Here is a 23848-nt window from a genome sequence, read left to right as displayed (position 1 = left end):
TGCCTCAATAGTGTTCACCCGCATGCCGCGCCGCCCAGGACGGCTTAGCCAGGTGAGCGCAGTCGTCCGGCAGGACGAAGCACTGCGGCTCCTCAGACGGGACAAGCAACTCAGACTGCTGAGCGTTCCTGCCGTCCCTGCCAGGGCCGCAGCGCCACCCTCCTGCCCCACGGAACTCCGCTCCCGTGCACCGCCTGCGACGGCACTGGACAGGCCCGCCCGCTGACCCGGCTCGCCGTCCCCCGGCACGTGCGGCAGATGATCCGCACCTGCTGGGAGCTCGGCCGCCTGCCGGAGTTCGCCGAACTCAAGCTCTGGAAGTGGGCGCACATGCTCGGCTTCCGGGGCCACTTCTCCACCAAATCCCGCTCCTACTCCGTCACCCTCGGCGCGCTGCGCGACGCCCGCCGCACCTGGCGCACCGAACAGGCCCGCGCACACGCCGGCCTCCCCGATTCCGATGCGGACACGACTCTCGTCGTCGGCCACTGGGACTACATCGGCGCGAGCTACAGCCCCGGCGCGAGCCTCCTCGCCGCCCACGTCTGGCACCGCAGGGAACTGGAACGGCAGTTCGAGGCCGAAGGGGGCAGCTGATGACCTCGCCCTCGTCCACGGCCCCCTACACGGAAGCGGTCCCGGCGCTGGATCTGCTCACGGTGCCCCAGGTAATGGCCCGTCTCCAGCTCGGCCGCTCCGCCGTCTACGACCTGCTCCGCACCGGCCAGCTCACATCGATCACCCTCGGCCGCGCCCGCCGCATCCCCACCCACGCCCTCACCGACTTCATCCGCACCCGCCTCGAACAGGACGCCGCCTGATGCCCACACCCCGCCCCGCCTCCTCCCGCCGCTCCCGCACCCGTGCGAACGGCGACGGAACCGTCTACCAGCGCAAGGACGGACGATGGGAAGCCGCCGGATACGTCCTCGCCCCCGGCAACACCCGCAAGCGCATCCGCGTCTACGGCACCACCCGCAAAGACGCGCTGACCAAGCTCACCGAGAAGATCGCCGCCAGCAACCGCGGCCTCCCCGTCGCGACGGCCGACAGCACCGTGAGCGCCTACCTCACGTACTGGCTGGACGGCGTCGCCGTGCACCACCTGCGGGAGAACACCCACACCCGCTACGGCGCCGCCATCCGCCTCCACCTCAACACCGGCCTCGGCGGGAAGAAGCTCGCCCGGCTCACCACCCGCGACGTCCGCACCTTCCTCGACGGACTCCGCACCACCTGCCAGTGCTGCGCTCAGGAACGGGACACCGACCGGCGGCGCTGCTGCGCCATCGGCCAGTGCTGCGAGAAGCGGCTCTCACCGCTTACCGTGAACGTCCACGCGGTCCTCAAGTCCGCCCTGGAACACGCCGTCCGCGAGGACGAACTACCACGCAACGTCGCCCGCAACGTCAAGACGACCACGCCCCGCCACCGGCGCTTCCAGCCCCTCACCGCCCCCGAAGCCCGGCAGTTCCTTCAGTCGGCCGACGATGACCGGCTTCATGCTCTGTACGAACTCGCCCTGCGCACCGGGCTCCGCAAGGGCGAACTCCTCGGCCTCCACTGGGAAGACTTCGACCTCGACGGCGGCACCGCCACCATCCACCGCTCCCTCCAACGCACCCGCACCCAGGGCCTGACCATCCTCAACACCAAGACCCTCGCCTCCGAACGCCGCATCGCCCTCCCCACCGAATGCATCAACTCCCTCAAGATCCACCAGGAACAGCAGCGGGAAGAGCGTCAGGACGCCGAACCGGGCTGGACGGGCAACGGGCTCGTCTTCACCACCTCGAAGGGCAGGCCGCTCGACCCTGGCAACCTCACCCGCCGCTTCCACCGCCTCCTCCACAAGGCCGGGCTCCGGACGATCCGCTTCCACGACCTCCGCCACTCGACCGCCACCCTGCTACTGGAACAGGGCGTCGACCTCGTCGTCATCAAGGAACTCCTCGGACACGCCCACATCGGCGTCACCGCCGGCGTCTACGCCCACGTCCGACTGCGCCTCCAGCGCCAGGCCATCGACACCCTCAGCAACGCCCTCAACCCCACCGATGACGACCCTGACGTCCCGCCCACCGCAGCCGTCGTCCGCTGACGTTGCCGTCACCGTTGCCGTCAAAACGCGTGAGGGCCTGGTCGGAAACATTTCCGACCAGGCCCTCACACATCACCGTTCACCAATTCTCGATACTCCGAGAGTCTGAAAATTGAGCTCTACCCGCCAGGGCGCACCCTCCGAAAACCGGCCGCCATGAGAGGCCCCAACTGGGCAATTATCCCATATCCAGGATCACCCGAATGCGGCAAGTACCAGAGGAATGAAGTGCAGATCAAATCAATCTCTTCTGGGATTCCCCCACGCATCCGATCTTCCAGAAAAGAGAGGATGGATACCCAATCCAGAGAGTCAGGATCTTGCGAAATGAAAGAATTCATCACGTCTTGAGTGACATCCCAAAAAAAGACGTGCGGGAGTGTCCCGTCTTCATTGAAGACGTGCGCTTCATATGAATCTTCCAGGATCGGGAACTTCGCCACAAGATCCTGCACCAACCGCACGTCGCCCCTCACGAGCAGCCCCCCAGGCCTGCGTACCCTCCCAAGCCTGAATACTTCCCGGCATGAGCATCGTCAATGGCCGAGATCAAACTGTTCGCGACCTGAATGTCACGCGCCGTCCTAACCACTGCTTCCTTCTTCCCGCCCTTCAGTCTGATTACATCCTTCGTGAGGAAATTATTGAGCGAGCTTCGAAGTTGCGTCGTGCTGGTCAAATGGTTCCGCCCTTCGACCTGCGCTCCACCGAGAGCCTCTTGATTAGCTGCAGCCATTGCCGATCCATCGCCAATCAGGTTTGCATTTCCGACACCATGGAACAGCGCGTTGACAATCCCCTGCAGTCTCGCGTTATCGACCGGAGGTATTCCGCCGCCACTGTTATGGACGAGGACCGGCGTGACGCCTGCCAGCACATAGTACGTGTGCAGGTCGTCGACGGTGAGGTTGTACGTTCGGGCATGCTTGGTGTAAGCGCGGTTGGCCTGCACCGTTGCACGAGATCCATCGATCGTTAGCAGCGTCATGCCCGGTCGGAGCTGACCAGCCTCGACCCACTTCTTCTCGGAGGGGGACCAGAAGGGGTGCTCGTGTGTTGCTGTGAGCTTCTCGTGGCCCTCATCTGTCGCGATGGTCAGTTCGTTGAAGAGCTTGTCGTCTTCGGTGACGATGAGGCGGGTGACTTTGCGTTTTCCGGTCTCCCCCGTCTCGGGGTCTGTCGCTAGGACTTTATCCCCGACCTTGACGTCTTCGATGTCCTTGGTCGTTCTATCCGCCATGAGGACGTCGGTGCCCGCGAGGAAGCACTTACGGCCAGGCACAGGTTTCGCCAGCCGGATTCCGTAAACAGTCGCTAGCAGCCCAGGCAGTGCATCAAGGACTTTCTGAGTCGTGTCGTAGTCCCTGTTTTCACCTGCACACCGTTTCGCATGAATGAGGCAATAGGTCGCTGCAATCCTCTTGGCGGCCGCAACGTCATGTGTGTTCGTAAGGTGCCGCCATGCCTCACGGCATGCAGCGCGCCCGAAGCACGCCATGCCGGTTCTGTCACCGTCTCCGACAATGGACTCCCAGTAGTTTCCTCCGTCGACCCGGTTGTAGTTCATCCACATTTGGGACAGCTGCGCTTCATCGTTGGTTCGCGGGAGTAGGCCGAGGAGTGTGTCCTCAGCGCTGTTCCCACTGCCACTGCCACTGCCACTGCCACTGCCGCCACTGGCCGTACCACCGGTGCCGCCGGTGCGCCCGAGGTGGCTGACGTCCCCGCCTCCGCCCGGACCTTGGCAGTAATGGGTAGCGCAGTCGTCTCCGGGGTGGCCACACGGCAAGCCGCCACATGGATCGAGACCGGTCGGATCCGACTCAGTGGCAGGCGAGTTGTTGGCGTAGCTGTAGCCGTTCAGGGACTGATGAGCGTTGGTGTTGAGTACGGGGTCGACGCTGATGAATTGGCCGATGCCTGGGTCGTATTCGCGAGCCCCGATGTGGGTCAAGCCCGTCTTCGAGTCGGCCGGCTTGCCGAGGAATGCTTTGTCGTCCGGCCAGGCCGTGGATGCGGTGCCGCGGGGGGGCGCCGAAGGTCGTGGTGTGGCGTTTGGTGATTGCCATGGTGGTGGCGTCGAGGGCGAGGCTTGAGGTGCCGTGGTGGTCGCCTGCCAGGAAGGTGAGTTTGCTGCCGGTTACGCCTGCCGTGGCGGTGCGCAGGGCGATGGTCTGGCCGGCGGCGGTGTAGTAGCGGCTGCCGGAGAGGGTCTTTGTGGCGCCGTTGGTGGTGAGACGGACTTCGGTGCCGCCGAGGTAGAGGACTGTGTCGCCGTCTGCTGTGGTGCTACGGCGGATGAGGAGTTCACCGGACGCGTCGTAGAGGTAGCTGGTGCCGGTGGCGGGCTTGGTGCCCGCTGCCGGCTCACTGCTCCCCACGAGCTCGCCTTCGGTGTTCCAGGTCAGGGTCTGCTGAGCCTGGGTGCCGGGGCGGCTGGTGGTGTTGCCCGCGTCGTCGTAGGCGTAGGTCGCGGCCTTGGCGCCAGTGGTCGTGGCCAGCGGATGGGGCTGGTTCTTGGGCGTCCCGTAGGTGTAGTTGGTGGTCTTGTCGCCCGAGGTGGTGTGCTCGGTCTCGGACTTGCGCTGTCCGGCGGCGTTGTAGGTGTAGCCGGTCCAGTACGGGGCCGCGCCATCGAGGTTGGCTGTGGTGCGCCCGGATGCCGCGCAGTCGGCGGTCTTGGGGGTCCAGGCTTCGGTCATGCGGCGGTGGCCGTCGTATGTGAAGCACTGGTAGTCGGCCTTCGCGGTGCCGCCCTGGTCGCCGTCGAAGACCGAGGTGACGTTGCCGGCCTTGTCCTGGGTGAACGTCAGGTCCAGCGGCTTGAAGGCGTGGACGCTGTCGGTCACGTAAGAGCTGGTGAGGCGGCGGGTGCCCGGCTCGTAGTTGAAAACGTGATAGGCCTTTGCGCCGGTACCGCTCATGCCCAGGGTGAGCTGGCGCGCGTCACCGGTCTCGGAGTACTCCGTGGCCTGGAGGTACTGGCTCGTGCCCCGCTCGGTGAGTTGCAGCCCTACCTCGTTGTAGGTGTTGGAGACGGTCTCCGAGGGCAGTCCGGCGACAGCGGGAATGCCCGAGTTGGCCACGGTGCTGTCCGCGTTGTAGGAGGTAGAGAAGGAGAGCGTCTGCGGGACGCCCGCAGCGACGAGCGGGTCGGCGGCGGGCAGGATCAGCTGGCTGCTGGTGACCTGGTAGAGCGGGTCGTAGCTGGTGACCTTCTGCGTATAGGCCTTGCTCGTGGGCTGACCGACGCCGTTCTCGTAACGGACCGCAGTGTCCTGCTGCCCCTTGGCGAGGAGGTCGAAGGTCCAGGCGGCCAGCTTGGTGGCGTCGGTCTTGGTGCCGTCCCACAGGCCGGTCTGACGGCCGAGGGGGTCGTACTCGGATACGAGGGACTTGCCGGGGCGGGAATCGGTGCTGCTGATGGCCTGGTCTAGCTCGTTGTAGCCGGTGGTGGACGTGCCCTTGTCCGGGTCGATCGCGCTCACCTGGCGGCCGAACAGGTCGTAGGCCCCGATCCCCCGGGCAGACACCAAGGAACCGGTGCCCTGGACCAAGCCGCTGGCCGACGGGGACGTGGAGATCATGGCGAGCTACGTGGTCACGGCCTGCCTGGTGCTGACGAGCGCCCTTAGCGGGATGCGGACCAGCGAGCTGGCCGAGATCGCGGTCGGTGGCCGCACCAGCAAACGGCCCGCTCCGGGTACCGGGGCGCGGTTCCGGTTGGCCAGCAAGGTGATCAAGTGGAAGCCGTTCGGCGGTGTGCCGGACGAGTGGGTGGTCATCGAGGAAGTCGACCGCGCCGTCGCGCTTGCCGAGCGCCTCGTCGGCCGCCCCGTCGGCGACCCCCTGTTCGGCTCGATCATGATCGGTGATCGGCTGGACAACCTGCGGAACTGGCTGGAGAAGTCCGGCAATCGCGAGGGTGGGGCCTGCCGCGCATCCCTCGGGGCCCGGTCAACGCCCGCATGCTCAGGCGAACTCTGGCGCAGGCCATCGTCGAGCGGCCGGGCGGTCTGCTCGCCGCGAAAATTGCGCTCAAGCACATCTCCGTCGCCACCACGGAGGGCTACGCCGCGCGTCCGGGCGGATCGCAGCGGCTGTTCCTCGCTGAGATCGAGGAGGCCGAGGAAGAACACCATGTCCAGCTCACCGTGCAGGCGTTCCGCGACGTCCAAGCCGGCCGCCTGCCCGCCGGTCCCGGGGCACGGAGTGTGATCGAAGCCTTCGCCCAGGTGGATGCCGAACTCGCCGAAGCGGCCCGGTCCGACCCCCAAGGTCCTCAACGATGACGCCCACCTGGAGAGCCTGCTGCGCAAGCAGGCCCAGACCCTGCACGTCGGGCCGGCCAACTTCTGCTGGTTCCGTGACCCGGCCAAGGCCCTGTGTCTCCGGCTCGCAGGGACCCCGGACGCGACGAAGCCGCTGGTGGGCATGTGCGACTCGGCCCGCTGCCCGCAGGCCACGCACCATCCCTGCCACCGGCCGGTGTGGGCGGGGCAAGCCGCCTCGCTCACGGTATTCATCGAGAGCCCGCGGGTGCCGCGCGGCGAACGGCAACGGCTGATCCCTGAGCGCGAGCGGGCCCTGCGCGTCGTCGCTGACCTCGACGCCGCACTGTCGGAAGGGACGGTGTGACGTGCCGCGGCTTAACGCTCAGGACAAGGCCAGCAACGAAGCGGCCGTGCGGGCCGCCATGGAACAGATCCTGCGTGACCTCCCGCCGGGAGGCAAGGCCGACCTGAAGACGCTCGCCCAGCTCTCGGGCGTGACCCGCACCGGCTTCTACGCGAAGCGCAACCGTGACGGCACAAGTCGGCCCGGCGCCTACCAGCACGTGGCCGAGGAGTTCACTGCCCGTGTCCAGGCGCTGCAAGACGCCGGCGAGATCGTCGATCCCCGCGCCGCGCAGCTCGAGCGGCTCAAGAAGGAGAACGCCGACCTGAGGGACCGGGTTGCCCGGCGGGACGGCGAGGTGGCGAAGCTGACCGAGTTCAGGATCCTGGCGATCTCGCGGTTGGCCGCCCAGTACGACGAGATCGAACGGCTGCGTTCATTGCTGACGCAGCAGGACGAGGCGGACGACGTGGTCACCCACCTCCCGTCGCGCGAGGGGAACGCGCCGTTCGGGTCCTGCAGTTGACTCGGGCGGCGACGCCGGAGGAGCGGATCTCTTCGGCGAGCTTCACCACGGCGCCCGCTCCGGGCGCTCGGTGGCACGGGTGGAGACTTCCTCCGAGAAGTCGTGGGTGACTCCGATGCCGGCGAGGGAGTCGAGCTGCGCGTCGAGGGGCTGCCACACGGTCGCTGCGTCGGCGTACCTGGAGTTGGACGTGTCCAGGTGGTTTCGGTGCTGACCATCTATGCAACAGGCGTCTGGAGCGAGACAGGCCAGCGGTGTTACCGGGCGGGGAACGTCGGGGTGAGTTCGACGTGGCGGGCGACGCGGACTCCGGTCGGCTCCAGGCGGAAGTTGGCCTGCTAGATCTCGACGCCGCGCTGTACAGCGTGGGCGACCTGGGCCTGTACTTCTTCGTGGTGGCTGCCGGGGTGGACCTGGAAGCCGGGGTTGTCGTAGAGGAAGCAGACCAGGAGGACCGCGCGTTCGTGGGCTTCGAGGCTGCGGCCGAGTTCGCCGATGTGCTTCACCAGCCGGTGGATCGAGGATCAGATGACACCCGTCCGTGCGGCAGTCCCGTTCTTGCGCTGGTTGGCATTGAAGCGTGCCTTCTTCTGACGATTCCCGCACGTGTTCATGTCACACCATCTGCGGGTGCGACTTTGGCTAGTGTCGAAGAAGGCGGCTCGGCAGGTTGGCGATGCGCACAAGGCCAATTTTCCGTCTCGTTCGCCCGCGATGATGCTGATCACGTCGGCGGCGATCACGCCTAGGGCATCTTCTACGCAGGAAGCCGAGCTAAGTCGCCATCGCCGATTGCTCTCGGGCGTCAGGATAGCCGCGGCCCGACCCTGAATGCTGCAGTCATTGATGACTTGGACAGCAGACGCAGGGAGAGCGTCTTGGATCGCGGCTGCTGTCAAGGCGGCGTGAATTGATTCCCTGAGTTCCCAAGCGAGTTCGAGCTGGGCGGTAGTGCAGGACTCCACGGCGAGGCCATTCACTGCCAGCCAGTCGACGAGTCGCAGCGGCGCGGGAATGCGTTCCACAGCGTTGCCACGACGCTCCGTCAGAGTCGCCGTGAAGCTGGTCGCTAGCACCTTACCGAGACGGAAGTCAGGGAACCGAGCACGCATGGAACCACCTTAGCGGGTTGCGCGCTGGCATCGAGACGCGCTAGAACCGTCTTAGCCGGTTCACGACAGGTCCACGCCGGTCACACGATGACCAGGAGGTCTCATGCCCAGCGACGTGCAAGCATTTGAAGCCCACGCAACTGACGCTGACCTCGACGATCTGCGCGCGCGACTGGCCGCGGCGCGGCTGCCGGAAGCTGAGACGGTCCATCGCGCAGCGCCCGACCCTCGCCGATGGGAACAGGGCGTTCCTCTCGCCGACCTCGTCGATGTCGTGAACTACTGGCGCACCGGGTACAACTGGCGGTCGTTCGAAGAGCGCCTTAACCGGATCGGCCAGTTCCGCACGACCATTGATGGTCTGGGAATTCACTTCCTGCACCGCCGATCCGCGCGCGCAGATGCCACTCCTCTGATCATGACGCACGGCTGGCCAGGCAGCATTGCTGAGTTCAGCGAGGTAATAGACGAACTGGCAGATCCGAAAGATGCAGACGCGCCAGCGTTCCACGTCGTGGCCCCGTCGCTACCAGGCTTTGGCTACAGCGACAAACCGGCCACCACCGGGTGGGGAATCGAGAAGATCGCGGCCGCATGGGTGGAACTGATGGACAGGCTCGGCTACAGCAAGTTCGCAGCCCACGGCGGCGACTGGGGAGGTGTGATCACCACCGTCCTCGGCGGCAGGTTCCCGGCGCATGTTCTCGGCATCCACACACTGACCCCGCAGGCACCGCCCGGGTTGACAACGGACGGGCTGACGGCGGCCGAGCGCAAATGGACCGAGGAAACCCGCGATTTCTGGGACGGCCCCCGCGCGGCGTACGCGAAGCAGCAGGCGGCCCGACCGCAGACCATCGGCTACTCACTCGTCGACTCACCAGTCGGGCTTCTCGCCTGGATCCTTGACAAGTTCGCTGAGTGGACGGATACCGAAGACAGCCCGTTCGAGACGATTTCCATAGACAGCATTCTTGACAACGTCACCCTGTATTGGCTGACGCGGGCAGGAGCATCGTCGGCCCGCATTTACTACGAAAGCCACGACTCGCTCGACCCCGAACTTCGGGTCGACGTCCCGTCAGCACTCAGTGTGTATCCCCGCGACATCGAGAAGTGCCCGCGCGCCTGGGCACAGGAGCGGTACCGACAGATCGTCCGATGGGGGTCGCCTGAAACCGGGGGACATTTCCCGTCGCTGGAGGTTCCCGAGATTTTCGTCAAGGATCTGCAAGAAGGCCTCGCGGCAGTGCTGGCCGCTAGTCGGTGAACGCGGCTGGGTGTCGGGACTCGGAATTAGTCCGGGGACCTGAGCTGCGCGCCGAATGCTCTGCGCGGCGAGGGGTCTCGGTCCATCGCGGCCCTCGCCCGCGAGCACGGCGTCAGCCGCGGCGCCGTCCGTACGGCCGTCGCCGACCTCATGCCCGCCTGGTTCTGGCGGCCGTGCTTCGGCTCTGAGACCCTGGGGCCCGACCCGATGGCGGCCGGCGACCCAACACTGACGTGACCTCCGTCGCATAGTGGCGATCGGAAAGCGACTTCCTGGCCCATGAACACGACCTCGCACGCGGAGCCGACAGCCCGCCTGTAATGCGACAGGAAGGCGGGGGACACGGTCAGTGCCGCGACTCGCTCGGGCATGCCGCCGGCCACCGGGCCAGGCCTGAACAGGCTGATGTCGGCGATGACGTCCTGTGTATTGCGGGGCTGCAGCCTGCTGAGCAGGTCCATCTGGCCGGGTGATTCGAGCTGGAACAGGCCCAGGGTGTCGGAGGCCTGGATGAGCTTGAACGCGAAGAATCGTCTCGCCGGTGGTGCGCTGGATCTCGGCGGTGGCGTGTGCCATCGCGGACTGCATCCGCACGCCGAGGACATCGAGTTTGATCAGGCCGAGGTCTTCGACGTCTTCTTTGTCGGCCTGGACCATCGGAAATCCGCCGGGGGTGGGCTGAACGGGCAGCCGGTCGAGCAGTGAGGCGTCGGTGAGGATGACGCCGCAGGGGTGCATGGCGATCCCGCGTGGCAGGGCGTCGAGGCCCTCGGCGAGCTCGAACAGAAGCCAGAACGGTCCTGCCTCCGAGGCCAGTTGTTTCAGCTCGGGCAGTTCGGCGAGGGCGGCGGTGATGTCGCAGGCCCGGATGTGCGGGAACGATTTGGCGATCCGGTCCACGTCCGCGGGCGGGACGCCGAGGGCGAGGCCGGTGTCGCGCAGGGCGTGCCGGGCCCGGTAGGTCTCCGGCATGCCGGTGACGGCGACCCGCTCCAGCCCGAACCGGTCAATGATCTTGTCGTAGACCTCGAGGCGCCGGGCGGATTCGACGTCGATGTCGATGTCGGGCAGCGAGGCGCGGCGCACCGACAGGAACCGCTCGAACAGCAGCCGGTGATCGAGCGGGTTGGCGGTGGCGATCATCAGCGCGTGATTGACCATGCTGCCTGCCCCGGAGCCACGGGCAGCGACCCGTATGCCCATCTCCCGTACGTCGGCGACGACTTGGGCGACGGTCAGGAAGTAGGTGTCATAGCGGAGCTGGCCGATGACGGCGAGCTCCTCCTCCAACCGCTGGAGGGCGGCTGGGTCACGGTCCAGGCCGCGGCGGACCATGCCAGCCTCGCACCGCTCGCGCAGCAGCCGGGATGCCTCCCCCGCTCCGCCGGCGGCGCCGACGACTTCCGGTTCGGGGAAGTGCGGTGTGCCCAGGCCCAGGTCCACGACCGGGTCAACCACGCACTGCGCCGCGGTCATTTCGGTGTCGGCGAGCAGGCGGCGGGCCCGCCGTTCTCCCGTGCCGGCGGCTTCGGCAATCCGGGAGGCTGCCTCCGCCATGGCTGCCGGGTCCTTGAGCCAGCGTTCCCCCGAATCGAGCCGGCGCCGGTCGATGGGGCGCAGCAGGCGGGCCGCGTCCAGGACGTCGGCGAGCCGGTGCTGGCGGGGATCGGCGTAACGGGTGGCGTTGGTCAGCACGGCAGGGATGTGTGTGTGGTCGGCGAGCTGGAGGGTGCGGGCGGCCAGGCGCAGCGAGCCGGGGCCGGTGCCGGATTGGCCGTGCCACACCGCTTCCAGCCGCAGCCGGTCGCCGAAAATCTCACGCCAGGGGGCGAGCAGCTGCTCCGCGATGTCCGGCCTGCCCGCCCACAGCGCGCGGACTGGTTCGGAGACCGGCCCGAGCAGCGCGATCAGCCCGTCGCATCCGTGCTCACCCAGCGCCTCCCAGGACAGCACGGGCGGCTCGCCGTGCGGCTGCTGATGCGCGGCGGAGGCCAGGCGGCACAGCCGCGCCCATCCGGCCTTGCTCTCGGCGAGCAGGACCATGCGCAGCGGCGGTTCCACCACGTGGGCGCCGCCGCGCACCGGGGCACGGCGGCGCTGCGCACGGACCGCAAAGAGAGGGGCGATGGCGAGGTCGATGCCGAAGACCGGCCGGATACCGTGCTCCATCGCCGCCTTCGCGAACCGCACCGCGCCGGTGACGGTGTCCCGGTCGGTCAGCGCCAGCGCGCTCATGCCGCGCTCGGCCGCCCGCCGCACCAGGTCCTCGGGATGGGAAGCGCCGTACCGGGCGGAGTAGCCGGACGCGACGTGCACGTGGGTAAAACCCGCCATGCCGCGCCTCCGAACACCACGCCCCCGACGGCGACCGTGGCGCACGGGAGTCCACACGCACGGGGGAACCACCCCCGGGCGGCGTTGACGCAGCCGGGCTCAATGCCCTGCAGGTTGCCGCCCGTCCGGATCACTCGAGGACCCTTCGGTGCCGTACGACGGGACGTCGTCGGGGGTGAGGTCGATGCGGAGCCGGTGAACGTTGACGGGATGGCGCCAGCGGCCACGATCGACGGCCGTGTCTCCGTGGAATTCGGCCACGAGCTGGGGCGCGACGGCGGTAAAGGCAAGCGGTTCGCGGCTTCCCCAGTGTGAGGTGAAGTGCACGCCGTGCCAGGGGTGATCGGCGCCCGCCGGGGTGAGGAGACCGCCGCCGAGCTCCGCACGAAGCCGCGGTGCAAGGGGTGTGCTGCGGGCCGTCAGAAGGAAGTGTCCGGCGGTGGTGTAGCGAACTCCACGCACCCCGCCCCATGAACAGCCCAACGAGCCCTCACCACATAGGACACGGTCTTAGCCGTCGCCCGAGTGCCCGGAGCTTCGGGTACTCGGCGTCAGCCGGGCGGGATAGCACTTCCTGCTGCCGGGGCACCGGCAGTACGGCACTGCCTTCGGAGTGCTGGCACTTCCATCCGCTCTCACCGACGAGATCGAGGACGGCCCGCCAGTCCTGCACCGAGGTATCCGGGGCACGCAGGTCTGGCAACGAACCCATCAGATCAGGATCGAAGAAGTACGCGACGTCATCCCACAGCAGCTCAGACACCTCGCCATGCTGCGCGGCATCCCATCCCGGGGCAGCCCGACTTCCTTGACGGACCACATTGGGCCCCGGAACTCACAGGAGCCCGCCAGGTCGCTTCCTGGCGGGCTCCTGCGTGAATCAGGCATCAGGCCGACCACTCACGTCGTCACGCATTCATCGGTGGCTCCGAATCGCGCGTCGAAGAAGTCGCTCTGCCATTACATGATCGTAGTTGGCAGCCATCCCCATGGGGTCCCTACCGCCGGGAGCCTTCTTGGTTGGGTCCGCACCATAGGCCAGAAGAATGGCCGTGAGTGCAGAGTTCAGCGGTTCTCCAGACTGAAGCGAGGAATCACCTTCGAGTTCAATGGCGTGGACAAGCAGTGTCTGCCCACAACACACTTCTTCAGGATCAACCCCGCCGTCGAGCAATCGAGTCAATTCCTCGTAATTGCTGGATTCTACCGCCTGATGCGCTGGCGTCCATGGATTTTCTGGCATTGATTCCCTCCTTCCTTTCAGGCGCCTTCCGCCGCCTATCCGGCCTACGATACCCCGATGACACGAGTGAGACGAAACGCTCGCTACCTGCCCGACGTATAGTTGATTCGAATATTGGGAAACTGCTCCCAGAATTGCCCGATTACCGAGGAGCAGGAGATGCAGGCGGTCTGCGACGAATGCATCGTAAGACTCCCCTTGATACTGGAGGACTTTCCGATCATATTGGCAACATAGGTGAGCATTTTGTACTCCGTGTCAGCCTGCCGCGGGTTACGCCCTGTGGCAGTCGCAACGAATCGGGCAGGGTTTCCGCTGTCACCCACGTTCGGCACAAACCCCTTGCGGTCGGCTTCACCACTGATGGATAGGAGTATTTCTGGGTCGCTGCCATCGAGGTGAAGCTCTCCGGCGAGGGCAGCTTTGCCCTTTCCTGCCGTTCCCTTCGCGTAAAGGTCATCAACGCGCTGCTTTAGCGACATGCCGGCCGTGACGGGGGTTCCGACCCTGACCAGACTGCCTCCCGCCGCTCCGCCTGTCGCGATTTCAGAAGCGACTTCGGCACACCCTGCAGGATTAGCCAGGCACGCGGCCGCGAGTTCAGGGCCGGCGGCCATTGCCGCCGGGGCTGTAATAATGGCGAGCGAGATCCCTGCGATGGCGTACACGATTGCGCATTGGAGCCATCCGGAACAACTCCTGAGGGGCCCGTGGTATCCGCTATAGGAGTACGGCTGTTCTACTGGCCTAGGCTGTCCGTTGTACCCACAGTTCGGGCTAGTTCCCATAGCCACGGGGCAGCTTGCCTGAGTGCCACCTCCGCCACTAGCTGTTCCGCCGGTGTCGCCGGTGCCGCCTCCGGAATTTGACTCACTCAGGATGGTCTCTTCGACCCAATTCTTTTCCTCTTCGCAATGGTTGGTGCACCCGCTGCCGACGTCGGCGTTCATGAGGCCGGTGGGGTCGGAGAAGGTGGGCGGGTTGTTGTTGGCGTAGGCATATCCGTTGAGCGACTGGTGCTGGTCGAGGGCCAGAACCGGGTCGACGCTGATGAATTGGCCGATGCCGGGATCGTATTCACGGGCGCCGATGTGGGTGAGGCCCGTTGTGGCGTCGGCGGGCTTGCCGAGGAAGGCCTTGTCGTCCGGCCAGGCCGTCGACGCGGTGCCGAGGGGGGCACCGAAGGGCGTGGTGTAGCGCTTGGTCGCCGCCAGCGTCGTGGCGTCGATCGCAAGGCTCGCCGTGCCGTGGTGATCACTGGTCAGGAAAGGGGACTGTAAAACGTTCGGCCCTGTCTCAGATTCGGTGGTAGCGGAATGTGAGGTCATCCGAGGAGGATGCGGTGGCGTAGGAGGGTGAAGCGTGCCCGCCCGTACATTTGCCTCGCGATCAGCTTGGTCTTGGTGTTGACGCCTTCGGTTCCGCCGTTGTGGTACGGAAGCGTGAGCGCGGCGATGACGGCGTCGCGGTCTCGGTCCAGGCCCCGGGTGAAGGCCTGCAGATGAGGCAGGTCGGCTGCGCGGACCTGATCAATCCAGCGCGTGAGCGCGTCAGCATTTTCTGGGAGGGGCGTGAGGAGCTGGGCGAAGTCCCTGATGGAGGTCGCGAGTTGGGTCGTCTCGGGGCAAGCGGCGGTGAGCCGGTCCAGGAGTGCCTGATGTTCGGCCTTGAGGTTGTCGGGCCTGGTCAGCAGCATCCGGGCGAATCTCCGCGCGGAGATGTGGCTGCGCTCCGCGTCCGCGCGGCCTTGGTTGATGTACTTGTCCAGGAGGTTCAGGCAGCCGGTGAAGCCGAGGGCCTTGATCTCTTCGAAGAGGTGCGAGACGGGGACGGCGGGGTCTTCGGCCCGGCGTTTGCGCAGGTGCTCGCGGTAGGGATCGACGAGGCCGGCACGGTACTTGGGGACACGGAGCATCCGCTCGGGCTGATCGGCGCGGGCGTAGCGTTTGACGGTGTTCAGAGCCAGTTGCAGCCGACGGGCGCACTCGAGCAGGCCCATGCCCTGGTCGAGTAGACCGTGGACCTGGTGCCATCGTTCCAGGGTGGTCTGTGCGCGCGGCCCGTTATACAGAGGCGCGTCGAGCACGGTGGCCCAGCAGTTGCTGTGCGCCTTCACCTCGCTCAGGGCGGCTTCGCACAGGTTGTGCCACAGATGCCAGCGATCACCGACTTGCACCGCGTCGGGCAGCGCGCGGCGGATGGCTTCGGCGTAGGTCGCGGAGCCGTCCCGGCACACGACCTCGACGCCCGGATGCTTGCGCAGCCACGCTTCCAGGGTGTCGGCCGTGCGGTCGGGCAGCACGTCGATCCGCTCATGCGTTTCGGCGTCGATCACCACGGTGGCATATCGGTGACGCCGGCGCAGAGCGAAGTCGTCGACGCCGATCACGCGGGGCACCCGCCCGGTGGGCAACGGGATGCGCAGCAGGGCGCGCAGGGCCGTGTGACGAGACAAGCCCACCGCGAGTATCGCCAGCAAACGTGCCCCGGCCCGGCCCGCTAACTCCTTGACCACAGCCTTGACTTGCCTGGTCAGACGGGCTGTGCGTCGCTGGTATCGCTCGAGGACTCCGGGCACCTGCTCGCGGAAGGTGTGACGGCAGCCGCGCGTGGGACACACCAGACGCCGCACCCGCACACGGACCACCACCCGCCGCCCATCGACCGGCACGTCGGCCACAGTCCGCAGGTGATAGCCGTGTACCCGGTCCGTCTCAGCCCCGCAGCGCGGGCAAGCAGCCGGATCCTCGGGCGTCCGTGCCCGCACCCAGATCCGCTCGCCCTCGTCGGCGACATCCTCGACGGTCAGGGGCCCCAGCCCTGAAAACAGCATGCTCACAAGCTCGTTGACATCTCGCACACGATGTCAACGACCCAAGTCACGCTCCGCTACCACCGAATGTGAGACAGGGCCGTTCATTGGACAGACCCTCGGGGTTGATCACGCTGCCAGGGCGACGGAGGATTTCTTCTGGGTGATCGGCGGTGTGCCGGTCGAGCCTGGCCAGCAGATCGTCCAGGTCGGAGGTGGTGAACTTCCACTGGAACGCCTGTGCCGTGGCGTTGTAGCGGTCTTCGAATGCCCGGAGCCGATCTCGGATCTGGTCGAGGTCCGTGAAGTCGTTGGGTGCCACGACCTTGCGTTGGAGGACGGAGAAGAAGATCTCGACCTGGTTGGTCCAGGAGGCGTGAACGGGGGTGTGGATCAAGACCGCGTTGGGAAACGCCTTGGTCAGACGGTCGGCGGCCTTCTTACCCCGGTGGGAGGACCCGTTGTCGACGATCCAGAAGACGCGTTTCGCGCTGGCGTAGGGCTCGGTGGTCAAGACCTGGGTGACCAGGTTCATGAAGGGCACGATGCCAGTGGTGGGCTCGCAGCGTCCGAAGACGTGGGCGCGGTGAACGTCGTAGGCGGCCAGGTATGCCAGGGCTCCGCCGCGCCGGTATTCGTGGTTGACCCGCATCGCGCGGGCCTGGCCCGGGGCCAGGGTGGGATGGCAGCGGCAGCGGGCCTGGATCGAGGTCTTCTCGTCGCTGGAGACCACGTACTCGTCCTCGCCCAGCAGGACGCCCTCGAAAGCGCCGGCGTACAGGTCCATGATGCGGGCGGCCTTGGGCCGGAAGTCCGGGTCGCGGATGAAGATCCAGGACCGGTACTGCCAGGGCTTGAGCGCGTCGTCCTTGAGCCAGCGGCGGACGGTGGAGGCGGAGGTCGAGTCGGCAATGCGGCGGACGACGACCTCGCGCGCCAGTTCCGGGCACGACCAGCGCGACAGCGGGGTGCCGGTCTCGGCGAGCAGTTGGCAGGCCAGGGCCTTGACTTCGGCGACCTGCACCGGGGTGAAGCGTCGTGGACGGCCGCAGCGCCTGCGGTCGGCCAGAGCAGCCAGGCCGCCGTCGGCGAAGCGGACCCGCCAGGTGCGCACGGTGTCCAGGTGCGCTCCCGTTTCGCGGGCGATCGCTGCGTTGCCCCGCCCCCGGGCGGCCTGCAGCACGATCTGCGCCCGCAGGCGGTCCTGGTGCGGGGTCCTGTGGCCGTAGGCCGCTTTCTTCAGCCGGTGCCGTTCGGCGGCGGTCAGGACGATCGGGCGCGCGGTGGCTACGGGCAAGGCAGGCAGGCCGTTCAGCAGAAGTGGATCAGGGCACCCGGAGCCTCCCGCATCCAGCCCGACTGTTGGCCGCCCAGGTCCCTCAGATTACGAACAAGCTGTCCGGGATGCCGATCCGGCGGATCGCCTCCAGGGGATACGGGGTCTGCCTGCTCTCAAGACGGAACTCGCGGTAGAAGTCCGTCATCACCGACGCGAGCGGGGCGTGGCGGGTGAGGATCGCCGCGACCTGCGGCGGGATTCCCGTCGGAGGTTCCCCTCGGGCACAGGCGCGCACGAACGCGCTCCGCTCGTCCCGCTCGTACCCGTACAGGGCGGTGACGAGCCAGTTCACCAGATGGGTGACGGTGTAACAGCGGTCATAGGTCTGGTGTTCGGTGACGAAGTCGGCCTCTTCCTTCGACAGGTCGAATCGGGAGGACATCGCGAGGCCGTAGTCGGTGAAGAACAGTCGCTTGCCGTCGGTGAGGATGTTCTGGAAGTGGCCATCGAGATGCAGGAGTCCGCGGGCGTTCATGAAGGAGGTCCCGGCCTCAAGTTCCCTTGCCACCATGGTGCATGCCTGCTCGGCCGCCGCGTCGCCGGCTTTGACCTGAACGTCCAGCCAGTCGTGCAGGTTTTGCGGGATGTACTCCAGGAACAGCGCGACGCTCGCCGAGGAGTCCCGTAGTGCTTCGAGCCGGTGGCGCACCTGCGGTCCGCCTCCCCAGTAGGCGACAACTTTCTCCACGTCGGCGAGTTCCTCGGGCAGCGCCTGCCCGGGGTGCGGCAGCACCCGCCAGTGGTACATCAGTGGGAAGCCCTCATGGTCCTGGGCGAGCACCCAGTTCGTAGTCATGGTGTGCACGGCCAACTCCCGCCAGGCTCCCCATCCCGGCCCTCCGGGGACCCCGAGGCCGGGATGGCAGAAGGCAGGTAGCTCGAAGAGGTTCGCCGTGGACCGGACGTTCTCCGGCTGCCTTTCGAGATCGGTCAGCGGCAGCCGCTTGACGAAGACTGGGGTCCCGCCGACCTCAAGCAACGCTGAGGTCCCGCCGATGCCAGAACCCATCGGCGCAGCCGTATCCACAAGGTCGCGCAGTTCGCGATCACTGCACAGCGCCAGCGATGTGGAGACGGCACTGTAGGCTGCCAAACGCGCACCACGCGACGCGTCGAAGCTCTCGACGGCTACCTCCACCAGGCATCAACCTCTCTGAAATACCTGGGCCCGTCCAACGGGCGCGAACGCGCGACGCATAGCCCTGCGGGTCGACCCCTGGCACGGGCGGAGGGCATCCAGGATCCGTTTGGGAACACAGAGTCGAACACCCTTGTGACCGCACTGTACGTGAAGACCTACAACGAGATCGGGTGAACTTGATGCCTCGGCAGACCGCCACCGCTCAGTGGCTCGGAGCTGGTCTGTCTCACCGTGGTCAGGCTCTGTCGCACCGTCGCCGGTACTCGACCCGCGAACACACACGCCAAGCCCAGGGGTCAACCCCCGAAGGACTTCCGAGCGCGACCTCTTACAGTAGTGGTCCGTTCCGGAAGTCGTTCGGGGTTGACGGTCGAGTACCGCGTGCGTGAGGTGATGGTGTTGAACTCGCAGGCGCAGCTGAGGGCAGGGGCTGCTCTTATCCCAGCAGTTCGGTGATTCGCTCCTGGTCCTGGTCGGTGGCCGTGAAGGTGACGAGCTTCTGTTCGGGATCGTCTGCGAGTTGAAGCACGACGTGGTGGAGTTCGAGCTCTCCCAGATTCGGATGGCGGAGCCGTTTGGTGCCAGATCCCAGGGGCGTGATGGTGTGCTGCGGCCACCAATCCCTTACCTCTGGGCTTGCGGCCTGCAGGCGTTCGAGCAACTCGCCGAAGCCCGTATCGCCCGGGTGGCGAGCTGCGGCGGTGCGGAATCGGCCCAGTAGCGCGGATGCCTCGGCCGGCCAGTCGACCATGACCTCCCGGGCCTGTGGATCAGTGAACATCCACCAGATCAGGTTGCGGTCCCGCGGCGGCCGGGCGGGCCAGTTGGTCCACAGGGCCTGGGCGGCCCGGTTGGAGGCCAGTACGTCCCAGCGCCGGCCGGTGACATAGCTCGGGCACGGGTCGAGCCGGTCGACGAGTGCCACGACCGCGTGTGGGAGTGCTTCAGCAACGACAGGGGCCGCTGTGGGTGCGGCGCCGTGGATGAGCTCGTGAATGTGGGCCCGTTCAGCCCCGTCGAGCCGCAGCGCCGTCGCCAGCGCGTCGAGTACTTGACGTGAGGGCCGCAGGTCACGGCCCTGTTCCAGAAAGGTGTAGTACGTCGAGGAGATGGCCGCGAGCTGGGCCACCTCCTCACGGCGCAGGCCGCGGGTCCGGCGGCGGGTGCCCGGTGGCAGACCGACGTCAGAAGGCTGAAGCCGGTCGCGCCGTGAGCGGAGCAGGTCTCCCAGTTCCCGGGCCCGGATCGCGGACTGAGTCATCCTGGCACTCCTATTACTAGGAACAACTACCTGTGGATACCAGTTTACGGCGTGGCTAACTTGGCACCATGAACGCACGAAACACCCCACTGGACGATCCCGCCTCGAACCCCACAACGACCGCGCCGCACACCATCCGTACCGAACACGTCAGCATCAAGGTGAGTGACGGGCCGCCGATGGGTGCGTACCTCGCTCGCCCCGCAGCCCCTGGCCCGTTCCCCGGCGTGCTGGTGGCCATGGAGCTCTTCGGCGTCGATGCCGCCGTCCGTGATGTATGTGACCTTCTGGCCGGGCTTGGGTTCGTGGCGCTCGCGCCGGACCTGCATCACCGCACCGAGCCTGGCGCTGAACTCCCTCGCGACCTCGCTGGCCGGGAACGCGGCTTCGAACTACTGGGGTTGATGACGCGGACCACCGTTCTCCAGGATGTCCGCGCCTGCATGGACCACCTTCAGGCATCCGGCAGCGAACAGGTCAGCATGGTCGGACTGAGCCTGGGCGGCCATATCGCCTACCTCGCGGCCACCGAGTTCGACCTCGCCGCGGTAGCCGTCTTCTACGGAGGATGGCTGCCGGGAACCGACATCCCACTCAGCCGGCCGGAACCGACCCTGTCGCTGACCCCGGCCATCACCGGGCAGGTACTCTTCCTCGTCGGCGAGAACGACCATGTCGTCCCATCCGACCACCAGCGCGAAATCGCCGACGCGCTGCGCGAGGCCGGCACCCGCCACCAGTTCGTCGTCTACCCCGGCATCGGACACGGCTTCCTCAGCACCGACCCGGCCACGGCAGCCGACGCGTGGCACCGCGTCCATGCGCTGCTCTCCAGCGCAGGCTCATAGCGCCGTCGGTTCACTATGCCCATACGCGCTGCCGTGACGGTGGTGCTGACCGCCACCGAGCGCCACCGACTGAAGAAGATGGCCTACGGCCACAAGACCCCTTACCAGGCCAGGAAGCGTGCCACGGTCGTCCTCCTCGCAGCACGCAGCCGGGGCAACGCCAGGATCGCCGCCGAGACCCACCTGCACGTGGACACGGTGCGCACCTGGCGCGGACGCTTCGCGCGCGGCGGCATACCGGCTCTGGCCGACCGCAAACGCTCCGGGCGCCCAGCCCGTTTCACCCCCGTACAGGTCACCGAGGCCAAAGCACTGGCCTGCCAAGTCGCGGCCGAGAGCGGGGTGCCGCTGTCGCGCTGATCCTGCCCGGAACTGGCCGCCGGGCAGCACCAGTCCTGGATCTTCATCACCGCCCCGGACTTCCGCCCCAAGGCCCAGCGCGTCCTTGACTTGTATGCCCGTACCTTCGAGGGCACCACGCTGGGCGACGACGAGTACGTCATCAGCGCAGACGAGAAGACCTCCGTCCAGGCCCGCTGCCGCTGCCACCCCACTCTCGCCCCCGGCCAGGCCAGAGCGATGCGGGTCAACCACACCTATCGGCGCGGCGGGGCCCTGGCCTGCCTCGCCGCCTACGACGTCCACCAGGCGAAGGTGTTCGGCCGCTGCGAGCCCACCACCGGCATCGTGCCGTTCATGGCCCTGGTCGCCCAGGTCATGAGCCAGGAGCCCTACGCCAGCGCGAAACGCGTGTTCTGGATCGTGGACAACGGCTCCTCCCACCGTGGACAGAAGGCCGCCAACCGGCTGACCGCAGCATTCCCGAACGCAGTGATGGTCCACACCCCCGTCCACGCCTCCTGGCTGAACCAAGTGGAGATCTGCTTCTCCATCGTCCAGCGCAAAGTCGTCCAACCCAACGACTTCACCGACCTGACCCAAGTCAGGGATCGGCTCCGGGACTTCGAGAACCGCTACAACGCCACGGCACAGCCATTCCAGTGGAAGTTCACCACCTCCGACCTGGACGATCTGCTGGCCAGGCTTGACCGGCACACTGCCGCTCACCCAGAACAATCCTCCGTCGCACTGACGGCATGATCAACCCCCGAAAGACTTCCGGAGCCGACCACTTAGCGCCGGTCTTCGCCCTAGCTCGCAGGCCAACCCTGCAACAGCAGGCATCGGCCTACTGACACCGCGGCCAGAAAGAGGGCAGCGCAACGGCTCTCACGGCTCAGGTGGAGCCAATCGACTCGTTCACAGCAGGCCCCGAAGATCGCTCACCGGGGCCACAAGCCTCGTTCCTCTGGGGCCAGAGGACTCGTTCGGAGCCACGGTCACGATCGCAGCAGGACGCGGGTGCGGAGGAGTCTGAAGGATCCCCGTCCGTACATCTGCCGCTTGATCGTCTTTAACGGTTGACGTGCCCTTCGACGACGCCGGAGCTGTAGGCCAGGAGGTGGCTGAGCCGGCACGTCTGGGCCCAGCGACCCAAGTCCTCACCCAGGAGCAGGACTTCACCCCGCGCATCCCACACGGGGCGCCAAGGCCAGCGAGCTCGACCACCACGCCTGACACACACCACAGCGGCCCATCGCCCGAACCCGGGCGAGCCGCCATCTGCATCGCACATTCATTTCAGGTCACGGATGGTCGCCTCGAACGCCCGGTCCATGTCCCACAGGGGTTCGAAGGTGACGTGGACGACGTGGCCGTAGGTCTGGTTGTGGAACATCTGGTAGCGCCCGAAGGCCTCGGGGTCCTCCACTTCGATCAGCGCGTACCCGCCCCATCCGGTGCCGTACGTCTGGTGGTGCACGATGCCGCTGTCGACGTCGCCCCAGTTGCCCGACCGGGCGAACGCCTTGAAGGCTTCGCCCCACGCCTCATCGAGTGCAGGCTTGGTGACGCCCTCGCTGTAGGCGAAACGCTGAAGATACTTTTGCCCCATCGACCCAGGGTCTGGTGCACGATCGGGTGACATCTTGACGTGCCCCACGGTTTGGGTTCCAGCCGCAGTGGCTAACTGGCGGCGGGGATGGTGTCTTGCCCGAAGAGTAGTTCGTACTCGATCAGGGTGCGGTAGCCCAGTGCTGAGTGGCGCCGCTGTCGGTTGTGGAAGACCTCGATGTACTCGAAAATCGCGTTCGCCAACTCGACCCGGGTCTTCCACCGTTTGCGGTTCAACAGCTCGATCTGCATCGAGGATCAGAACGACTCCATCATCGCGTTGTCCAGGCCGTCCCCGACGGTGCCGAACGATGGCAGGAGCCCGGCGGAGCGGACCCTTTCCCCGAAGACCCAGGAGGTGAACTGGGCGCCGTGATCGGCGTGCACTATCCCGCCTTGGTTCGGGGCGCCGGTTGCGGAGGGCCATGTCCAACGCGTTGACCACGAGGGTGGAGCCCTGTCTGGAGTCGATCGACCAGCCCACGATCTTGCGGCTGAACGCATCCAGGACCGCCGCGCAGTACACCCACCCTTCTCTGGTGCGGTGTTGCGTGATGTCGGTGACCCACAGCTCGTTGGGACGCAGCCGATGGAACTTCCGGTTGACCAGGTCATCGGCGGTGACGACACCCCGCAGGCGCTTGATCCGCACCGGTCCGGGCAGTCCGTAGATCCCGGCCTGTGTCATCAGCACCGACACGGTCCTCGAGCACACCTGGATGCCCATGAGCTCGGCGTGGACGCGGCGGTAGCCGTAGGTGCCGCGTGAGGCGACGTGGACCTCCCGGATCAGCCCGGTCAGCCACTCCCGTCGCAGCTGCCGCGGTGTGGTCGGGGTGCCCTTGTGTTTGTAGTAGTTCTGCCGGACGACCCCGAGGATCCGGCAGCATCGGTCGACCGGTGCCCCGGCATCGACCAGACGGTCGATCACCGGGTAGAGCCTTTTGGGGCAGGCTTGTCCTCGCCGAGGAACTTGGCGGCCTTGCGGACGATCTCGAGCTCGGTCTCGAGCTCGGTCTCGAGCTCGCGGATTCGCCGCCGCGCTGCACGCAGCTCTGCGGACTCCTCCGAGACCCTGCCAGGCCGTCGGCCGTTGTCGATGTCGTCCTGGCGCAACCACTTCGACAACGTGACCGGATGGATGCCGAGATCAACGGCGGTCTGCTTCTGTTCTTTTCCTGCCCGCACCAACGCGAGGGACTGTAAGACGTTCGGTGTAACTCCCGATCATGGAAGATGCATCGATGACCAGTGAGAACGTGACAGAGCACGAGCCCGTGGAGTCGACAGC

The 23848-nt window shown here is 66.6% G+C and carries 22 protein-coding genes and 6 pseudogenes; 11 read left to right on the top strand and 17 right to left on the bottom strand.

The window, feature by feature from the left end:
* Positions 1-87: 87 nt before the first annotated feature.
* The 3 genes and pseudogenes from ABZS64_RS34190 to ABZS64_RS34180 all read left to right on the top strand — a co-directional run.
* Positions 88-597 (top strand): annotated as a pseudogene (locus ABZS64_RS34190) (replication initiator); the annotation flags it as partial.
* Positions 597-821 (top strand): helix-turn-helix domain-containing protein, encoded by a 225-nt coding sequence (locus tag ABZS64_RS34185; protein WP_355838087.1) that lies wholly within the window; start codon positions 597-599, stop codon positions 819-821. The pseudogene ABZS64_RS34190 and the gene ABZS64_RS34185, both read left to right, overlap by 1 nt.
* Entirely contained in the window at positions 821-2101 is a 1281-nt protein-coding gene (locus ABZS64_RS34180) for a tyrosine-type recombinase/integrase (RefSeq protein WP_355838085.1), read from the top strand. Before ABZS64_RS34185 ends, ABZS64_RS34180 begins: the two co-directional genes overlap by 1 nt.
* Positions 2102-2220: 119 nt before the next feature.
* On the opposite strand, the gene ABZS64_RS34175 is transcribed toward ABZS64_RS34180, so the two are convergent.
* The 4 genes and pseudogenes from ABZS64_RS34175 to ABZS64_RS34160 all read right to left on the bottom strand — a co-directional run bounded on the left by ABZS64_RS34175 (position 2221) and on the right by ABZS64_RS34160 (position 5886).
* The gene (locus ABZS64_RS34175; protein WP_355838083.1) at positions 2221-2577 is read right to left on the bottom strand and encodes a hypothetical protein; all 357 of its coding nucleotides are present in this window, start codon (positions 2575-2577) and stop codon (positions 2221-2223) included.
* Positions 2574-3668 carry a polymorphic toxin-type HINT domain-containing protein gene (locus tag ABZS64_RS34170; RefSeq protein ID WP_355838119.1) on the bottom strand — a complete coding sequence of 365 codons (1095 nt, stop codon included), beginning with the start codon at positions 3666-3668 and terminating at the stop codon, positions 2574-2576. Before ABZS64_RS34170 ends, ABZS64_RS34175 begins: the two co-directional genes overlap by 4 nt.
* Positions 3669-3965: 297 nt before the next feature.
* Positions 3966-4055, bottom strand: a pseudogene (locus ABZS64_RS34165) (hypothetical protein); the annotation flags it as partial.
* A gap of 1639 nt (positions 4056-5694) precedes the next feature.
* Positions 5695-5886 (bottom strand): hypothetical protein, encoded by a 192-nt coding sequence (locus ABZS64_RS34160; protein ID WP_355838081.1) that lies wholly within the window; start codon positions 5884-5886, stop codon positions 5695-5697.
* Positions 5887-6069: 183 nt separating this feature from the next.
* Here ABZS64_RS34160 and ABZS64_RS34155 point away from each other — a divergent pair, with 183 nt between their 5' ends.
* Genes ABZS64_RS34155 through ABZS64_RS34145 form a run of 3 tightly spaced genes read left to right on the top strand, consistent with a single transcriptional unit; the run spans position 6070 to position 7244 of the window.
* Entirely contained in the window at positions 6070-6393 is a 324-nt protein-coding gene (locus tag ABZS64_RS34155; protein WP_355838079.1) for a hypothetical protein, read from the top strand.
* Positions 6341-6739, top strand: coding sequence for a hypothetical protein (locus tag ABZS64_RS34150; protein ID WP_355838077.1), 399 nt, complete (start codon positions 6341-6343; stop codon positions 6737-6739). Before ABZS64_RS34155 ends, ABZS64_RS34150 begins: the two co-directional genes overlap by 53 nt.
* A gap of 1 nt (position 6740) precedes the next feature.
* Positions 6741-7244: a hypothetical protein gene (locus tag ABZS64_RS34145; RefSeq protein ID WP_355838075.1), complete on the top strand. Its 504-nt coding sequence runs from the start codon at positions 6741-6743 to the stop codon at positions 7242-7244.
* A 338-nt stretch (positions 7245-7582) separates the two neighbouring features.
* On the opposite strand, the gene ABZS64_RS34140 is transcribed toward ABZS64_RS34145, so the two are convergent.
* Together ABZS64_RS34140 and ABZS64_RS34135 are read right to left on the bottom strand one after the other, a co-directional pair.
* Positions 7583-7750 (bottom strand): DNA/RNA nuclease SfsA, encoded by a 168-nt coding sequence (locus tag ABZS64_RS34140; protein WP_355838073.1) that lies wholly within the window; start codon positions 7748-7750, stop codon positions 7583-7585.
* A gap of 18 nt (positions 7751-7768) precedes the next feature.
* On the bottom strand, positions 7769-8356 hold the full coding sequence (locus tag ABZS64_RS34135) for a CGNR zinc finger domain-containing protein (RefSeq protein WP_355838071.1): 588 nt from the start codon (positions 8354-8356) through the stop codon (positions 7769-7771).
* Positions 8357-8459: 103 nt separating this feature from the next.
* On the opposite strand from ABZS64_RS34135, the gene ABZS64_RS34130 reads away from it, so the two are divergent.
* Positions 8460-9626 carry an epoxide hydrolase gene (locus ABZS64_RS34130; protein WP_355838069.1) on the top strand — a complete coding sequence of 389 codons (1167 nt, stop codon included), beginning with the start codon at positions 8460-8462 and terminating at the stop codon, positions 9624-9626.
* A 78-nt stretch (positions 9627-9704) separates the two neighbouring features.
* Positions 9705-9782, top strand: a pseudogene (locus ABZS64_RS34125) (resolvase); the annotation flags it as partial.
* 203 nt (positions 9783-9985) lie between these two features.
* Here ABZS64_RS34125 and ABZS64_RS34120 read toward each other — a convergent pair.
* The 9 genes and pseudogenes from ABZS64_RS34120 to ABZS64_RS34080 all read right to left on the bottom strand — a co-directional run.
* Positions 9986-11960: pseudogene (locus ABZS64_RS34120) on the bottom strand (PHP domain-containing protein); the annotation flags it as partial.
* 99 nt (positions 11961-12059) lie between these two features.
* Positions 12060-12422: a hypothetical protein gene (locus ABZS64_RS34115; RefSeq protein WP_355838067.1), complete on the bottom strand. Its 363-nt coding sequence runs from the start codon at positions 12420-12422 to the stop codon at positions 12060-12062.
* A gap of 70 nt (positions 12423-12492) precedes the next feature.
* Positions 12493-12723: pseudogene (locus ABZS64_RS34110) on the bottom strand (hypothetical protein); the annotation flags it as partial.
* Between the two features lie 153 nt (positions 12724-12876).
* Positions 12877-13203, bottom strand: a complete 327-nt coding sequence (locus ABZS64_RS34105; RefSeq protein ID WP_355838065.1) for an ankyrin repeat domain-containing protein — start codon at positions 13201-13203, stop codon at positions 12877-12879.
* Between the two features lie 83 nt (positions 13204-13286).
* Positions 13287-14531 (bottom strand): RHS repeat-associated core domain-containing protein, encoded by a 1245-nt coding sequence (locus ABZS64_RS34100; RefSeq protein ID WP_355838063.1) that lies wholly within the window; start codon positions 14529-14531, stop codon positions 13287-13289.
* Positions 14528-16036, bottom strand: coding sequence for an ISL3 family transposase (locus ABZS64_RS34095; RefSeq protein WP_355838061.1), 1509 nt, complete (start codon positions 16034-16036; stop codon positions 14528-14530). The genes ABZS64_RS34100 and ABZS64_RS34095 overlap by 4 nt, the downstream gene beginning before the upstream one ends.
* Before the next feature lie 46 nt (positions 16037-16082).
* Positions 16083-17312 carry an IS630 family transposase gene (locus ABZS64_RS34090; protein WP_355838059.1) on the bottom strand — a complete coding sequence of 410 codons (1230 nt, stop codon included), beginning with the start codon at positions 17310-17312 and terminating at the stop codon, positions 16083-16085.
* 82 nt (positions 17313-17394) lie between these two features.
* The gene (locus tag ABZS64_RS34085) at positions 17395-18447 is read right to left on the bottom strand and encodes a protein kinase family protein (protein ID WP_355838057.1); all 1053 of its coding nucleotides are present in this window, start codon (positions 18445-18447) and stop codon (positions 17395-17397) included.
* A 484-nt stretch (positions 18448-18931) separates the two neighbouring features.
* Positions 18932-19756: a helix-turn-helix transcriptional regulator gene (locus ABZS64_RS34080; protein WP_355838055.1), complete on the bottom strand. Its 825-nt coding sequence runs from the start codon at positions 19754-19756 to the stop codon at positions 18932-18934.
* A gap of 68 nt (positions 19757-19824) precedes the next feature.
* Between ABZS64_RS34080 and ABZS64_RS34075 the strand changes: the two genes are divergently transcribed.
* The 3 genes from ABZS64_RS34075 (at position 19825) to ABZS64_RS34065 (ending at position 21705) form a co-directional block, all read left to right on the top strand.
* On the top strand, positions 19825-20604 hold the full coding sequence (locus ABZS64_RS34075; RefSeq protein ID WP_355838053.1) for a dienelactone hydrolase family protein: 780 nt from the start codon (positions 19825-19827) through the stop codon (positions 20602-20604).
* Between the two features lie 15 nt (positions 20605-20619).
* Positions 20620-20964, top strand: a complete 345-nt coding sequence (locus ABZS64_RS34070; RefSeq protein WP_355838051.1) for a helix-turn-helix domain-containing protein — start codon at positions 20620-20622, stop codon at positions 20962-20964.
* A 90-nt stretch (positions 20965-21054) separates the two neighbouring features.
* Positions 21055-21705 carry a transposase gene (locus tag ABZS64_RS34065; RefSeq protein ID WP_355838049.1) on the top strand — a complete coding sequence of 217 codons (651 nt, stop codon included), beginning with the start codon at positions 21055-21057 and terminating at the stop codon, positions 21703-21705.
* 535 nt (positions 21706-22240) lie between these two features.
* On the opposite strand, the gene ABZS64_RS34060 is transcribed toward ABZS64_RS34065, so the two are convergent.
* Both ABZS64_RS34060 and ABZS64_RS34055 read right to left on the bottom strand, forming a co-directional pair.
* On the bottom strand, positions 22241-22558 hold the full coding sequence (locus ABZS64_RS34060; protein WP_355838047.1) for a hypothetical protein: 318 nt from the start codon (positions 22556-22558) through the stop codon (positions 22241-22243).
* A gap of 71 nt (positions 22559-22629) precedes the next feature.
* Positions 22630-23748 (bottom strand): annotated as a pseudogene (locus ABZS64_RS34055) (IS3 family transposase).
* Between the last annotated feature and the right edge of the window lie 100 nt (positions 23749-23848).

This window comes from Streptomyces sp. NPDC005408, from assembly GCF_040606445.1.
In the GTDB taxonomy this organism is placed as follows: domain Bacteria; phylum Actinomycetota; class Actinomycetes; order Streptomycetales; family Streptomycetaceae; genus Streptomyces.
Note: the sequence above shows the minus strand (reverse complement) of the source record. Positions and strands in the feature narration are given on the sequence as shown.